Here is a 14,555-nt window from a genome sequence, read left to right as displayed (position 1 = left end):
TTGCTGTTCGTTGCTCAGCCGGAGGCTCAGCGGCGCGGCTCCCAGCGGAAGTAGCGCACCGCGCCCCAGACCGCCAGGCCCAGCCAGATGGTCCCGGTGACCAGGTGCGAGCCGGCCGCGCCCCAGGAGCCGGCGAAGCCGGTCGCGGCGGCCGAGCCGTCGGTGCCGAACCAGCCGACGCGGATCAGCTGGAAGGCCGGGGTGGTCGGCAGCAGGCGGCAGATGTCGGCCAGCTGCTTGGGCATGACCTCCAGCGGGATGAACAGGCCGGAGCCGAGCTGCATGACCAGCATGATCGGCAGGGTGGTGATGCCCGCGCTCTCCACGGTCTTGGTGAAGGCGCTGGACAGCGCGGCCAGGGCGATCATGGTGGCCAGTGCCAGCAGCAGGCCGACCAGCATCAGCACCGGGTTGACCGGCACGGCCAGGTGCAGGCCGAGGCTGCCGCCGATCCCGATCAGGGCGGCCATCAGCAGGCCGAGCACGAGCGAGGGGACGGCGGTGCCGAGCAGGATCTCGATGTCCCGGGCCTCACCGGTGCGCAGCCGCTTGAGGACCAGCTCACCGCGCCGGCCGACGTACGCGGCGGTCAGGTTGTAGTACACGACGAAGGCCAGGATCATCCCGACCGAGCCGTAGACCAGCAGCGAGTCGACGTCCAGCCCGGGGTTGGTCTCGGCCTGCTTCGCCAGCGTGCTCTGCAGGGTGAAGATCAGCACCAGCGGCAGCAGCAGGGCGGTGAACAGGGCCGTGCGGTTGCGCAGCAGCAGGGTGGCCTCGGCCCGGCCGAGGGCGAGCAGCCGGCGGACGGTGGTGCTCTGCGGGCCGGTGGCGGTGGGGGCGGCGACGGTGGTCATCGGGCGGATCCGATCAGGCGGCGGCGGGCGGGACGGGTGGCGGCGGCGGGCGCCTGAGGCGGGTTCTGGTGGGCGGCCTCGGAGGCGATCGCGAGGAAGGCCTCCTCCAGCGAGGCGCTGCGGGCGTCCAGGGCACCGAGCGCGATCCCGTGGTGCCGGGCCCAGCCGAGCAGGTCGGTGAGGGTGTCCTGGAGCCCGACGGTCTGCACGGTGACCTTGCGGCCGTCGACGGCGACCTCGGCCCCGGCCAGGACGGGCAGCGCGGCCCCGGCGAACTCGGGCAGTTCGAAGGAGATCCGGGAGGGCCGGCCGGCGATCACGTCGGCGACGGTGCCGGAGGTGACGACCTGGCCGCCGTGCATGATGGCCAGCCGGTCGGCCAGTTCCTCGGCCTCCTCCAGGTAGTGCGTGGTGAGCAGCACCGTGGTGCCCTGGGCGCGCAGCTCGCGGACCAGCCGCCAGACGGCGGCGCGCGCCTCCGGGTCGAGGCCGGTGCTGGGCTCGTCCAGGAAGAGCACCTCGGGGCGGCCGAGCAGGGCCATCGCGAGGTCCAGCCGGCGCTTCTCGCCGCCGGACAGCTGCTTGACCCGGACGTTCGCGCGGTGGCCGAGGCCGACCAGCTCCAGCGCCTCCGCCACCGGGCGGGCGCCGCTGGTCATGCCGGCCCAGGCACGGCCGGTCTCGGCGGCGGTGAGCTCGCCGGGGAAGCCGCCCTCCTGGAGCATGATGCCGATCCGCGGGCGGACGGCGGCGCGCTCCTTGAAGGGATCCCGGCCGAGCACCCGGACGGTGCCGCCGGTGGGCGCGGCCAGACCCTCGACGACCTCCATGGTGGAGGTCTTGCCGGCCCCGTTGGTGCCGAGCAGGGCGAACAGCTCGCCGCGGCGGACGGTCAGGTCGACGCCGCGTACGGCGTGGTACCCCGTGGTGCCGCCGCCGTAGTGGCGGTGCAGGTCGGTGACCTCGATCACGTCTTCGCTGGGGCGGGAGGGCCGGCTCGTTTCCATGCCTCAAGCCTTCCGCCGACCGGGCCGCGCGGGCAGTGCGCGCCGTCATGACATCGCGGTGGGGATGCACGGGTCGGCGATGACAAATGTCATGGCCGTACCCCCGGTCGAACTCGCGGGCGCCGGGGAGGAATGCCGAAGGGCCCCCTCGATCGAGGGGGCCCTTCGTACTGGAGCGGACGACGAGATTCGAACTCGCGACCCTCACCTTGGCAAGGTGATGCTCTACCAACTGAGCCACGTCCGCAGGTCAAACTATTGAGTTGTGCTGTGCTCGCGCACTGCGAGCGGACGACGAGATTCGAACTCGCGACCCTCACCTTGGCAAGGTGATGCTCTACCAACTGAGCCACGTCCGCATGGTGCCTGGTGGGGCACCCGCCGCCTCTTCGGATCTCTCCGTTGCGGCGACGAGGAATACTCTACAGCATCGTTCGGGGTGGTCGCCCCACCCTTTCGGTCCGGGTGGGCGGGGCGACCGGGGAGCGGGTCCCCGTGCGGCTCAGTTCGCCTCGGCGAACGCCTCGTACACGTGCTTGGGGATGCGTCCGCGGGCCGGCAGTTCCATCCCGCGCGACAGGGCCCAGGCGCGGACGGCGGCCGGGTCCGGGGTGAGGGCGGTGCGGCGGAAGGACTTTCCGGTGCGGCTCTGGCGGCGGCCGGCGGCGACGAACGGGGCGAGGGCCTCCCGCAGCTTTTCCGCGTTGTCCACGGACAGGTCGATCTCGTACGACTTCCCGTCGACGCCGAAGTGGACGGTTTCCGCGGCGGCGCCGCCGTCCAGGTCGTCGGAGAGCGTGACAACTACACGCTGAGCCATGGGTGTCAATCCTCTCGGGCAATTCGGCCGCCGGTCCGCGGGGGTACGCCGGGGCCTGATGTGCACCAACTCGCGCAAGCACGTACGGGCGGGCCGGACGGCTCGCCTGATACGCAGCACTTGCCGCGACAGGTGGCCCTATTCTGCACCCGAAGGGGGCCGAAATCGAAGAGTCCGGCATTCTTTTCCGGATATTCACGTCTCTCCGCGGGACTCTCGGATACCGATGTGCGGGACGGGCGGATCTGTCCCCAAGTGCCGTATTCGGGTGTTCTCCGGACGGCGTGGTTCCGAGTGCCGAATCCGCGGAAACCGGTCGGCCCGGACGGGTGGCGAGGAGCCTGGATCCCTTGCGGCGTAAGGGTCTCGGGTCTACGCGCGTCGCTATCCCCGGCCAGCAATCCTGCCCGAAACCACGGGTAGTCTGGAGCTCCCCCGCCTCACCGAAGACACCACCGGGAGTGCCAGTGGCACGCGTCGTAGTCGACGTCATGCTCAAGCCGGAGATCCTCGACCCCCAGGGACAGGCGGTGCAGCGCGCACTGCCCCGTCTCGGATTCACCGGGATCGCCGACGTCCGCCAGGGCAAGCGTTTCGAGCTGGATGTGGAGGGCCCGGTCGACGACGCGGCGCTCGCCCGTATCCGCGAAGCCGCCGAGACCTTTCTCGCCAACACCGTGATCGAGGACTTCACCGTCCGGGTCGAGGAGGAGGGCAAGTGACCACCCGCGTCGGCGTCGTCACTTTCCCCGGCTCGCTCGACGACCGCGACGCCCAGCGGGCGGTCCGTCTCGCCGGCGCCGAGCCGGTCGCCCTCTGGCACCGTGACAAGGGTCTCCACCAGGTCGACGCCGTCGTCCTGCCGGGCGGATTCAGTTACGGCGACTATCTGCGCTGCGGTGCGATCTCCCGCTTCTCGCCGGTGATGGAGACCGTCATCGAGCAGGCGAAGCTCGGAATGCCGGTGCTCGGTATCTGCAACGGCTTCCAGGTGCTGTGCGAATCGCACCTGCTGCCCGGTGCGCTGACCCGGAACGACTCGCTGCACTTCATCTGCCGCGACCAGAAGCTGCGCATCGAGAACGCCGGCACCGCCTGGACCCGGGATTACTCGGCGGGCCAGGAAATCGTCGTCCCGCTGAAGAACGGCGAGGGCCGCTTCGTCGCCGAGGAGCGGGTGCTGGACGAACTGGAGGCGGAGGGCCGGGTCGTCGCCCGTTACCTGGACGTCAACCCGAACGGTTCGTACCGCGACATCGCCGGCATCACCAACGCCGCCGGCAATGTCGTCGGCCTGATGCCGCACCCGGAGCACGCCGTGGAGCCGCTCACCGGTCCGACCACCGAGGGCCTGGGCTTCTTCACTTCCGTCCTGAAGCAGCTGGTGAACGCCTGATGAGCCTCGACACCGTCAAGAACGCCGAGCAGACCCCGGACGCCGCCCAGCCCTGGGCCGAACTCGGCCTCAAGAAGGACGAGTACGCCCGCATCCGGGAGATCCTCGGCCGCCGTCCGACCGGCGCCGAACTGGCCATGTACTCGGTCATGTGGTCGGAGCACTGTTCGTACAAGAGCAGCAAGGTCCACCTGAAGCAGTTCGGCGAGAAGAAGCCGGATTCGGACGCGATGCTCGTCGGCATCGGCGAGAACGCCGGCGTCGTCGACGTCGGCCAGGGCTACGCGGTCACCTTCAAGGTCGAGTCGCACAACCACCCGTCGTACATCGAGCCCTACCAGGGCGCGGCCACCGGCATCGGCGGCATCGTGCGCGACATCCTGGCGATGGGCGCCCGCCCGGTCGCCGTGATGGACCCGCTGCGCTTCGGTGCGGCCGACCACCCGGACACCCGGCGCGTGCTGCCCGGGATCGTCGCGGGCATCGGCGGCTACGGCAACTGCCTGGGCCTGCCGAACATCGGCGGCGAGGTCGTCTTCGACTCCTGCTACCAGGGCAACCCGCTGGTCAACGCGCTGTGCGTGGGCGTCATGAAGCACGAGGACATCCACCTCGCGCAGGCCTCCGGCGCCGGCAACAAGGTCATCCTGTACGGCGCCCGCACCGGCGGCGACGGCATCGGCGGCGTCTCGGTGCTGGCCTCCGAGACCTTCGACGACACCAAGCCGGCCAAGCGCCCGGCGGTCCAGGTCGGCGACCCGTTCCAGGAGAAGCTCCTGATCGAGTGCACCCTGGAGATCTTCCGGGAGAAGCTCGTCAAGGGCATCCAGGACCTCGGCGGTGCCGGCCTGTCCTGCGCCACCAGCGAGCTGGCCTCGGCCGGCTCCGGCGGCATGCGGATCGAGCTCGACACCGTGCACCTGCGCGACCGCACGCTCTCGCCCGAGGAGATCCTCATGAGCGAGTCGCAGGAGCGCATGTGCGCGATCGTGGAGCCCGACAAGGTCGACCGCTTCCTGGAGATCTGCGAGAAGTGGGACGTCATCGCCAACGTCATCGGTGAGGTGACCGACGGCGAGCGCCTGGAGATCTACTGGCACGGCGAGCTCGTGGTGGACGTCCCGCCGCGCACCGTCGCCCACGAGGGCCCGACCTACCAGCGCCCGTACGCCCGCCCGAGCTGGCAGGACGCGTTGCAGGCCGACGCCCCGACCGCCGAGCGGCTGGCCCGCCCGACCACCGGCGAGGGCCTCAAGGCCGACCTGCTGAAGGTCGCGAGCCACCCGAACCAGGCCTCCAAGTCCTGGATCACCGACCAGTACGACCGCTACGTGCTCGGCAACACCGTGCTCTCGGTCGGCGAGGACTCGGGCATGATCCGGATCGACGAGGAGACCAACCTCGGCGTCTCGGTCGCCACCGACGGCAACGGCCGCTTCGCCAAGCTGGACCCGTACACCGGCGCCCAGCTGGCCCTGGCCGAGGCGTACCGCAACGTCGCGGCCGGCGGCGCCAAGCCGCTCGCCGTCTCCGACTGCCTCAACTTCGGCTCCCCCGAGGACCCGGACGTGATGTGGCAGTTCGCCGAGGCCACCCGCGGCCTGGCCGACGCCTGTCTGGTGCTCGGCACCCCGGTCACCGGCGGCAACGTCTCGCTGTACAACCAGACCGGCGAGGTCGCCATCCACCCGACCCCGGTGGTCGCGGTGCTCGGCGTCATCGACGACGTCACCCGGCGCACCCCGCTGGCCTTCGCCGAGGAGGGGCAGCTGCTCTACCTGCTCGGCGACACGGCGGACGAGCTCGGCGGCTCGGCCTGGTCGCAGGCCGTCCACGACCACCTCGGCGGCCTGCCGCCCAAGGTGGACCTGGAGCGCGAGCGGCTGCTCGGCGAGATCCTGATCGCCGCCTCGCGCGACGGCATGATCGACGCCGCGCACGACCTGTCCGACGGCGGTCTCGGCCAGGCGCTGGTGGAGAGCTGCCTCAAGGGCGGTCACGGTGCGCGGATCGTCGTGCCCGAGGGCCAGGACCCGTTCGTCCTCCTGTTCTCGGAGTCGGCCGGCCGCGCCGTCGTGGCGGTGCCGCGCAGCGAGGAGCTCCGGTTCAACGACATGTGCACCGCGCGCGGCCTGCCGGCCACCCGGATCGGTGTCGTGGACGGCGACAGCCTGGACGTCCAGGGCCAGTTCAGCGTCTCGCTGGCCGAGCTGAAGGACGCCCACACCGGCGTCATCGAGGCCCTGCTGGCCTGACGCACGGCTCCTGAGGGGCGGGCGGTTCCTGGTGGACCGTCCGCCCCTCGGCGTATGTTGAGGCCCATGCCTGCCAAGCCCCGTACGTACCAGCCGCAGAAGGTCCGCGCCGGTCTGGCCGGCCAGACCCGGGCGCTGCGCGCCGCCGTTGCCGCGCTTGGCACCGGGCAGCTGGACCTGCCGACCCGGCTGGGGCAGTGGCGGGTCCGCGAGCTGCTCGCCCACCTCGCCGTCCAACTCGAGTACGTCCCGGCGCACCTGGACGACCTGTCCCAGGGGCGGGCGCCGCTGGACCTGCTGGGCTGGGTGGCCGGGGTCGGTGCTGTCGCGCCGCTGCTGGACGAGCAGGCCCGGGAGCGGAGCGCGGCGGAGTTCGCCGGGGACGCGGCCTCGGCGGCGGCCGCCTTCGGACGGGCCGCGGACGCCCTGACCGCCCTGCTGGAGCGGCCCGAAGCCGCCGACCCGGCCCGCAGGTTCGAGATCCGGCTGGGCTCGATGGCGCTCTCCGACATGCTGGTCACCAGACTGGTGGAGACGGTCGTGCACGCAGACGACCTGGCCGACGCGCTCGGCCTCGACGCCTTCCCGCACGACCGCCAGGCCCTCGCCGCCGTCACCCGGCTGCTGGCCGACGCCCTCGCCGACCAGGCGCCCGGCGGCGCGGTCGAGGTGCGGGTCCCGCCGTACGCGGTCGTCCAGGCCGTGCCGGGGCCGAAGCACACCCGGGGCACCCCGCCCAACGTGGTGGAGACCGACCCGCTGACCTGGATCCGGCTGGCCACCGGCCGGGCCGACTGGGCGGCGGCGGTCGAGGCCGCCGAGGTGTCCGCCTCGGGGGAGCGCAGCGACCTGCGGGCGTACCTGCCGGTGCTCGGCTAGGGCCGGTCCTCGGACCCGTGTCCGCGGGGCGCGTGAGGACGGGCCCCGCCCCGTCGCGCCGCGGCTCCCGTCCTGGCTAGGGGACGGACGGCCCGCCGAGGTACCCGCCCTCCGCGGAGTACGGCCAGGCGTTGGGCGTGCAGCCCTTGAGGCCGTAGATCTGCTGCATCATCGCGGGTGCGGGTTTGCCCTCTCCCGGGCAGCCCTCGTGCCCGTGGCCGATCCGGTGGCCCACCTCGTGGTTGATGATCAGCGCCCGGTACTCCTCCAGCGGTCCGCTGAACTGGGGCGAACCGGTGTTCCAGCGCTTGGAGTTGACGAGCACCTGGTTGCCGACGTTGCAGTTGACCTCGCCGTGGGTGTCCAGGCCGGAGGCGCCGCAGATCCGGTCCACGGTGGCCGGTGAGGCGATCTTCACGGTGAAGTCGTACGGGCCGGTGGCGACCAGCTGGAAGCCGTTCTTGCGGTCGTTGGTCCAGCCGCGCTTGTCGCCGAGGATGCCGTGGATCTGCGCGGCGGCGGCCGGGGCGTCGATGCCGATGCCGTCCTCGACCTCGACCCGGTAGCGGCGCACGGTGCCGTGCCCGACCGGCTTGGCGGTGGCGGGTGCGACGGTGAAGGTGCCGGCGCCCTTGGTGGGGCCGGGGTCCGGCCCGGCGGGGGCGGGCGGTGCGGTCTGCGGCGGGGTGTCGGCTGCTGCCGGGGCGGGAGCCGGGGGCGGGGTCTCCTCCGACGGCGCCGTGGCGGCCTGCTCGGCCGGCGGAGCGACCCTCGCCTGGGTGGTCGGGGCGGCGGCCGGGGTCCCCGCGGGGCGGTTCAGCATGACCGCCGTGGCGCCCAGGACCAGTACGGCGAGCGCTATTGCCGTGAGCATGCCAGGGCCGACTCTCCGCCGCGGTCGGCGGCGTCGGCGACCGCCCTTCCGGGGCGGTGCGGCGCGCCTGCCGACGGATCGGGCTGCGGACATGATCATCACACTGACATGGGGAACGGGTGAATGTCCATGTCCCCGGTGTGCGGCGTTCGGGGCGCGGGAAGCGGTGGCCGTCCGGGACGGCGGTTGACCCCTGCGTCTCGGATGGCAGACTTCAGGGCATGGCGATTCACAGGAACCTTCTCGACGGTCCCGAACCGACCCTCCTCCCGGAGGAGGAACGGCCCTACCGGATGCTGGCGGAGGAGTCGGCCTCCCCGACCCAGGTGGCGGCCGAGTTCCCGGTCTTCTGCCTGGCCTGGGCCATGCTCGCCGACGACGCCTACGCGGCCGGCCGGTACGTCGAGTCGTATGCCTACGCCCGTACCGGCTACCACCGCGGCCTGGACGCGCTGCGGCGCAACGGCTGGAAGGGCCACGGCCCGGTGCCGTGGGAGCACCGCGGAAACCGCGGCTTCCTGCGCTGCCTGGCGGCGCTCGCCCGGGCGGCCGGCGCGATCAAGGAGACCGAGGAGGAGGCCCGCTGCTGGCAGTTCCTGAAGGACAGCAGCGCGGAGGCGTACGCGGAGCTCAAGCAGTAGGACACCCCCCGACGTGCGGGTGCCCCCGGCGGTCTCCGCCGGGGGCACCCGTGTTTCACGCTTCGGGCGTGGGCCGTACGTCGGGCGCGGGCCTCACTTCAGGCGCTTGCCCGCCGAACGCAGCTGCTCGGCGGCCTCGACCACGCGGGCGGCCATGCCGGCCTCGGCCAGCTTGCCCCAGGTGCGCGGGTCGTAGGTGCTCTTCTTGCCGACCTCGCCGTCGACCTTCAGCACGCCGTCGTAGTTGGCGAACATGTGGCCGGCCACCGGGCGGGTGAAGGCGTACTGGGTGTCGGTGTCCAGGTTCATCTTCACGACGCCGTTCTCCAGCGCGGTGGCGATCTCCTCGGCGGTCGAGCCCGAGCCGCCGTGGAAGACGAAGTCGAACGGGTCGGTCTTGCCGTACTGCTTGCCGATCGCGTCCTGGAGCTCGCGCAGCAGCTCCGGCTTCAGCACGACGTTGCCCGGCTTGTACACGCCGTGCACGTTGCCGAAGGAGGCGGCCAGCAGGTAGCGGCCCTTCTCGCCCAGGCCCAGCGCCTCGGCGGTGCGCACGGCGTCGTTGACGGTGGTGTACAGCTCGTCGTTGATCTCGTGGGTGACGCCGTCCTCCTCGCCGCCGGTCGGGGTGATCTCGACCTCAAGGATGATCTTGGCGGCGGCGGCCTGGGCCAGCAGCTCCTGGGCGATGGCCAGGTTGTCGGAGAGGGTCTCGGCCGAGCCGTCCCACATGTGCGACTGGAACAGCGGGTTCTCGCCCTTGGCCACGCGCTCGGCGGAGATCGCCAGCAGCGGGCGGACGTAGCCGTCCAGCTTGTCCTTCGGGCAGTGGTCGGTGTGCAGCGCGACGGTGATGTCGTACTTGGCGGCGACGATGTGGGCGAACTCGGCGAGTGCGACGGCGCCGGTCACCATGTCCTTGTTGTGCTGGCCGCCCAGGAACTCCGCGCCACCGGTCGAGATCTGGATGATGCCGTCGCTCTCGGCCTCGGCGAAGCCGCGCAGCGCGGCGTGCAGCGTCTGCGACGACGTGACGTTGATCGCCGGGTAGGCGAACTTGCCCGCCTTGGCCCGGTCGAGCATCTCGTTGTAGACCTCGGGAGTTGCGATGGGCATGCGATCCGCTCCTGTCGGGTTGCGGCGTACGGACGGTGCAGTCCGACGCTGTGTACGCCTTCGTGACGACTCGGTGCCGGCCCGCCGACGCGCGGCGTTGCGGTGTGGCTCTCCGGCACCAAGGTTCGAGGCGACCTCCGCGGTACGGCCATGAGGGTGGTGTGCCACCGCGGACCGGACGCCTGTGCCATCTTCCCAGACTCGTGCCCGCAGGTCAGCAGGAGCCCGCCATGCGGAACGTTGCGGGGCACGGGCGCGGGCCGGTCCCCGGACGGCTCCGGCGGGGGTCGGGAGCGGCCCCGGCCGGGGCACCGCCGGCACGGGTACGCCCGCTTCGCCGGCAAGGTACGCCCGCTATCCTGCGCCCGTGGACTACAACCAGCTGGCCGTCAACCTGCTCGACGCCAAATCCCTGATCTCGTCCCTCGGCGCCATCGGGCTGATCGCGATCATCTTCGCGGAGACCGGCCTGCTGGTCGGCTTCTTCTTCCCGGGCGACTCGCTGCTGATCCTCGCAGGCGTCGCCGCCTCGAGCGCCGCCTCCTCGGTGCTCGGCGACGGTGCCAGGCTGCCGATCACCCTCCTGCTGATCGGCTGCCCGATCGCGGCGATCGCCGGTGCGCAGCTCGGACACCTGATCGGCGTCAAGGTCGGGCCGAAGATGTTCGACAAGCCCGATTCGAAGATCTTCCGCCGTGAGTACGTCGTGAAGGCGGAGGAGTACTTCAACAAGTTCGGCTCCGGCAAGGCCGTGGTGCTGGCCCGTTTCATGCCGATCATCCGCACGTTCCTGAACCCGGTCGCCGGCACCCTGGAGATGCCCGCCCGGACCTTCTTCGTCTGGAACGTGATCGGCGGTGTGCTGTGGACCGAGTCCATGCTGCTGACCGGCTACTTCTTCGGTGACGCGCTCGCCCCGGTGATCGACAAGTACCTGATCCCGGCCGTGCTGCTGATCGTCCTGCTCTCGATCTCGCCGATCCTGATCGAGGTCATGCGCGAGCGGAAGAAGAAGCGGGCCGGCGGCGCCGAGGCCGTCGAGGAGAGCCAGGTCCAGGCCGGCGGCGGCCGGCACCGGCGGGGCTGAGCGCCCGGCGCTCCGGATACGGCGAGGGCCGGTGCTGTTTCACGTGAAACAGCACCGGCCCTCGCCGTTCGTCGTGTCGGCCGGGTCAGAGACCCAGGTCGTCCAGGTTGTACGCGGTCACGTACTCCAGGCCTTGGGCCTCGACGGCGGCCGCGCCGCCGCGCTCCACGATCACCGCGACGCCGACCACCTCGGCGCCCGCCTCGCGCAGCGCCTCCACGGCGGTCAGCACCGAGCCGCCGGTGGTGGAGGTGTCCTCGACGGCCAGCACCCGGCGGCCCTTGACGTCCGGGCCCTCGATCCGGCGCTGGAGGCCGTGCGCCTTGCCGGTCTTGCGCACCACGAAGGCGTCCAGCTGCTGCCCGCGTGCGGCGGCGGCGTGCAGCATCGAGGCGGCCACCGGGTCGGCACCCAGGGTCAGACCGCCGACGGCGTCGTACTCCAGGTGCGAGGTCGCGTCCAGCATCACCCGGCCGACCAGCGGGGCGGCCACGCCGTCCAGCGTGATCCGGCGCAGGTCGACGTAGTAGTCGGCCTCCTTGCCGGAGGAGAGGGTGACCTTGCCGTGCACGACGGCCTTGTCCTTGATCTGTGCCAGCAGGGCGTCGCGGTCGTTGCTCATGAGCGTTCAGTCTAGGCCCTGGTGGTCCTGGCGGCGCTCCGGGCTCAGCGCCGGCGCAGCGCCCTGACCAGCACCACGGCACCGCCCAGCAGGGCCACCGAGCCGCCGATCACCCACGGCACCGCGCTGCGGCCGCCGGTGCCCGGCACCACGATCCCGCCGGCCTCCCCGCCCCAGCGGGACGCCGCGCGGGCCCGCGCGCTGCGGGCCGGCAGTGCCGGGGCGTACGGGCCGCGCGGCGGGGCGTGGTCCACCTCCTCGGCGGACCGGCCGACGATGCTGCGGCGCACCGGGCCGGTGAGCACCGGCTCGTCCTCGTACGCGAAGAGCGGCTCGGCGGGCAGTTCCTCGGCGACGCCGTCCTGCTCGGCGGCGCCGTCCGCGTCCTCGACGTCGTCCTCCTCGTCGTCGGCGGAGCCGGTCGGCAGACCGAAGCGCTCGGCGTCGGCGTCGGAGAAGGCGATCAGGTCGGAGAGGTCGTCGTCCAGGTCGTCGCCGGGCTGGTCCTGGCGCTCCTCGATGAAGACCACACCGGCGTCGGTCCCGGCGGCTCCGGACTCGGCCGGCTCGGTGTCCTCCTCCTGGTCCTGGTCCTGCGGCTGCTCACCCTCCGGGGCGACCAGCGCGGCGGCGAACCTGTCCAGCAGACGGCGGCCGGTGGCGTCGAGGGTCTCCTCGTCGAACTCGGTCAGCCGGCCGGTGGCGCTCAGGTCGCCGGTGAAGCGGATCGCCGCGGTGCCGTCCTCGGCGCCGTCCGCGACGCTGACCCGGACGGTGGCGGTCACCTCACCGCTGCCCCGGACCTCCTCGCCCTCGGCGAGCACGGTCAGCACGCCCTCCCGGCCCTCGATCAGCGACAGCACGCCCTTGTACGTGATCGTGGAGCCGCCGATCCGCAGCTTCAGCCGGCCGCCGATCTCCTCGGCCGAGCCGGCCCCGACCGCGGCCGGCTCGGTGCTCAGCCCCGGCACGCTCCGGGCCAGCAGCGCCGGATCCTGCAAGGCCTGCCGCACCAGCTCGGCGGACATCGGGACGACAACCTCATGCTCCATGTCACGGAGCCTACCGACTGGGCCCCGTCCGGTCCCTACCCACCACCACCAGATTTTTCCCGCCCCACCTGTTCCCTTGGCCATCGCACCATCGGCCCTCCGGCCCCACGCCCGCCCACCCGGCCCACGCCGCCGACGGGCCCGGGCGATCCGCCTCCCCGGTCCCTCGGCCCGCACTGCGTGCGCCCGGGGCCCTGCCGTGTCGGCGGTTTCCAGGGGCCGCCTTCTCCAGGCCGTTCTTCCCGCGGCGTCAGCCGGCGGGGGCAGGGCCTGCGGGCCGTCCTCAGCGGGGGCCGAGGAGGGTGAGGGCGGCCGGGGGCCGGGTGGGGCGGAGGGCGGTGAGGCGGGTGGTGGAGCCGTGGAGGGTGTCGGGGGTGAGGGCGCGGGGCGGTGGGGCGTCGGGGGCGAGCGTGAGCGGGGGCTGGGCGGCGGCGGCGAGGAGGAAGTTCTGGGCGCCGTCCGGTGGGCCGGGGCGGCAGGTGGCGGCGGCGCTGCCCGGGACGGCGTACGGGGCGGTCCGCAGGCCCGCCGTCCGCAGGCCGGACTCGATCTGCCAGAGGCCGTCCAGGTCGCTCCCGGCACGGACCGCGATCCGCCCGCCGGGCGAGAGCAGCCGGGCGGCGAGGCCGTAGAACTCCTGGGAGTGGAACTTGACCGGCCCGCCGTCGGCCGGTGCCGGGAGGTCGGCGAGCACCACGTCGTACGGTCCGTCCCCGCCGGAGCCGCCCGCGTCTCGCAGCCAGGCCATCGGGTCGGCCGCGATGGTGCGGACCCTGGGGTCGTCCAGTGAGCGGCCGCCGAGGGCGGCGAGCCCGGGGTCGGTGCGGGCGAGCCGGGGGAGGGCGGGGTCGGCGTCGACCAGCCGGACGGCGCGGACGCCCCGGTGCCGCAGCACCTCCCGTAGGGCGAGCCCGTCGCCGCCGCCGAGCAGCAGGACCCGGGCGTCCGGGCCGGCCGCCATGGCGGGGTGGACCAGGCCCTCGCTGCCCCGGTACTCGTCGGGCCCGCAGACGGCGAGCCGGCCGTCCAGGTAGAGCCGGAGCGGGCCCTCGGCGGGGCCGGTGAGCACGATCTCCTGGTACCGGCTGCGGGTCGCGTAACGGACCTGGTCGCCGTACAGGGCGTGCCGGGCGGCGCGCTCGACGGCTTCGGAACCGGCCGCGGCCGCCGCGAGCACGGCGAGGACCAGCAGGCAGCCGCCCCAGAGCAGCCGTCGTATCCGGCGGGCGGGTTCCTCGCGGAACAGCCAGAGCACCAGGGCCGCCCCGGCGACGGCGTTGACCGCGCCGGTGAGCAGCGCGCCGTCGCCCGGTCCGAGGGCGGGCAGGATCAGGAACGGGAAGGCGAGGCCGCCGATCAGCGCGCCCACGTAGTCGGCGGCGAACAGGTCGGCGACGGCCCGCCCGGCGTCCTCGCGCCGGATGCGCTGGATGAGGGTCATCAGCAGCGGGATCTCGGCGCCGATCAGGATGCCGATCAGGCAGGTGAGGCCGACCATGGCGGCCTGGTAGCGGCCGATCCAGGCCCAGCAGGAGTAGAGCGCGAGGACGGAGAGTCCGCCGGTGAGCGCGAGCGCGCACTCGACCAGGGCGAAGGCGGTGGCGGGCCGGCTGGTGAGCCGCTTGGCGAGCAGCGAGCCGAGGCCCATCGCGAACACCATGACGGAGAGCACGACGGAGGTCTGGGTGACCGTGTCCCCGAGCACGTAGTCGCCGAGCGCCACGAGTTCGAGCTCGTAGACGAGTCCGCAGGCCGCGCAGACGAACGCGGCCAGCAGGACGGTCAGGCGGGCGAGCCGGGGGCGGGAGCGCATCCGGGACGGACGGCGGGTGGGCAGGAGTGGGGCGAGGCCTCGCCCGGGCCGGGGTGGGGTGCCGTCGTCGAGGTCCACTCGCGGGCGTGCGGGCGGACCGGCCGGATGGTTGATCACGAACAAACGCTAGGGGACG

At 72.7% G+C, this 14,555-nt stretch carries 14 protein-coding genes and 2 tRNA genes; 6 read left to right on the top strand and 10 right to left on the bottom strand.

Annotation, left to right across the window (positions count from 1 at the left end):
- Positions 1 to 26: 26 nt before the first annotated feature.
- The 5 genes from AB0O11_RS20135 to AB0O11_RS20115 form a co-directional block, all read right to left on the bottom strand.
- Positions 27 to 857, bottom strand: coding sequence for an ABC transporter permease (locus tag AB0O11_RS20135; RefSeq protein ID WP_363388522.1), 831 nt, complete (start codon positions 855 to 857; stop codon positions 27 to 29).
- Positions 854 to 1,864 (bottom strand): ABC transporter ATP-binding protein, encoded by a 1,011-nt coding sequence (locus AB0O11_RS20130; RefSeq protein WP_363388519.1) that lies wholly within the window; start codon positions 1,862 to 1,864, stop codon positions 854 to 856. Before AB0O11_RS20130 ends, AB0O11_RS20135 begins: the two co-directional genes overlap by 4 nt.
- Positions 1,865 to 2,035: 171 nt before the next feature.
- A tRNA-Gly gene (locus AB0O11_RS20125) sits at positions 2,036 to 2,111 on the bottom strand.
- Positions 2,112 to 2,150: 39 nt separating this feature from the next.
- Positions 2,151 to 2,223 (bottom strand) — tRNA-Gly (locus tag AB0O11_RS20120).
- Positions 2,224 to 2,366: 143 nt separating this feature from the next.
- Positions 2,367 to 2,684: an Lsr2 family protein gene (locus AB0O11_RS20115; protein WP_030056585.1), complete on the bottom strand. Its 318-nt coding sequence runs from the start codon at positions 2,682 to 2,684 to the stop codon at positions 2,367 to 2,369.
- Between the two features lie 467 nt (positions 2,685 to 3,151).
- Between AB0O11_RS20115 and purS the strand changes: the two genes are divergently transcribed.
- From purS to AB0O11_RS20095, 4 genes are all read left to right on the top strand, one after another.
- A complete protein-coding gene (gene purS, locus AB0O11_RS20110; protein ID WP_049654013.1) occupies positions 3,152 to 3,406 on the top strand; it encodes a phosphoribosylformylglycinamidine synthase subunit PurS in 255 nt (84 codons plus the stop codon).
- Positions 3,403 to 4,080 carry a phosphoribosylformylglycinamidine synthase subunit PurQ gene (gene purQ, locus AB0O11_RS20105; RefSeq protein WP_363388516.1) on the top strand — a complete coding sequence of 226 codons (678 nt, stop codon included), beginning with the start codon at positions 3,403 to 3,405 and terminating at the stop codon, positions 4,078 to 4,080. Before purS ends, purQ begins: the two co-directional genes overlap by 4 nt.
- The gene (gene purL / locus AB0O11_RS20100) at positions 4,080 to 6,335 is read left to right on the top strand and encodes a phosphoribosylformylglycinamidine synthase subunit PurL (RefSeq protein ID WP_363388514.1); all 2,256 of its coding nucleotides are present in this window, start codon (positions 4,080 to 4,082) and stop codon (positions 6,333 to 6,335) included. The genes purQ and purL overlap by 1 nt, the downstream gene beginning before the upstream one ends.
- A 66-nt stretch (positions 6,336 to 6,401) precedes the next feature.
- On the top strand, positions 6,402 to 7,214 hold the full coding sequence (locus tag AB0O11_RS20095; RefSeq protein ID WP_363388511.1) for a sterol carrier family protein: 813 nt from the start codon (positions 6,402 to 6,404) through the stop codon (positions 7,212 to 7,214).
- Between the two features lie 76 nt (positions 7,215 to 7,290).
- On the opposite strand, the gene AB0O11_RS20090 is transcribed toward AB0O11_RS20095, so the two are convergent.
- Positions 7,291 to 8,088: a DUF3152 domain-containing protein gene (locus AB0O11_RS20090; protein WP_363388508.1), complete on the bottom strand. Its 798-nt coding sequence runs from the start codon at positions 8,086 to 8,088 to the stop codon at positions 7,291 to 7,293.
- A 221-nt stretch (positions 8,089 to 8,309) separates the two neighbouring features.
- On the opposite strand from AB0O11_RS20090, the gene AB0O11_RS20085 reads away from it, so the two are divergent.
- Entirely contained in the window at positions 8,310 to 8,729 is a 420-nt protein-coding gene (locus tag AB0O11_RS20085) for a DUF3151 domain-containing protein (RefSeq protein WP_049659647.1), read from the top strand.
- Positions 8,730 to 8,822: 93 nt separating this feature from the next.
- Here the strand turns inward: AB0O11_RS20085 and fbaA are convergent, their stop codons facing one another.
- On the bottom strand, positions 8,823 to 9,845 hold the full coding sequence (gene fbaA, locus AB0O11_RS20080) for a class II fructose-bisphosphate aldolase (protein WP_363388505.1): 1,023 nt from the start codon (positions 9,843 to 9,845) through the stop codon (positions 8,823 to 8,825).
- 367 nt (positions 9,846 to 10,212) lie between these two features.
- On the opposite strand from fbaA, the gene AB0O11_RS20075 reads away from it, so the two are divergent.
- Positions 10,213 to 10,932, top strand: coding sequence for a VTT domain-containing protein (locus AB0O11_RS20075; RefSeq protein WP_363388503.1), 720 nt, complete (start codon positions 10,213 to 10,215; stop codon positions 10,930 to 10,932).
- An 85-nt stretch (positions 10,933 to 11,017) separates the two neighbouring features.
- Here AB0O11_RS20075 and pyrE read toward each other — a convergent pair whose 3' ends face one another.
- The 3 genes from pyrE to AB0O11_RS20060 form a co-directional block, all read right to left on the bottom strand.
- On the bottom strand, positions 11,018 to 11,554 hold the full coding sequence (gene pyrE, locus AB0O11_RS20070; protein WP_224284783.1) for an orotate phosphoribosyltransferase: 537 nt from the start codon (positions 11,552 to 11,554) through the stop codon (positions 11,018 to 11,020).
- 44 nt (positions 11,555 to 11,598) lie between these two features.
- Positions 11,599 to 12,606: a hypothetical protein gene (locus tag AB0O11_RS20065; RefSeq protein ID WP_363388499.1), complete on the bottom strand. Its 1,008-nt coding sequence runs from the start codon at positions 12,604 to 12,606 to the stop codon at positions 11,599 to 11,601.
- Between the two features lie 283 nt (positions 12,607 to 12,889).
- A complete protein-coding gene (locus tag AB0O11_RS20060) occupies positions 12,890 to 14,536 on the bottom strand; it encodes a polyamine aminopropyltransferase (RefSeq protein WP_363388496.1) in 1,647 nt (548 codons plus the stop codon).
- Between the last annotated feature and the right edge of the window lie 19 nt (positions 14,537 to 14,555).

The organism is Kitasatospora sp. NPDC093102 (assembly GCF_040683915.1).
Lineage (GTDB): Bacteria > Actinomycetota > Actinomycetes > Streptomycetales > Streptomycetaceae > Kitasatospora.
Note: the sequence above shows the minus strand (reverse complement) of the source record. Positions and strands in the feature narration are given on the sequence as shown.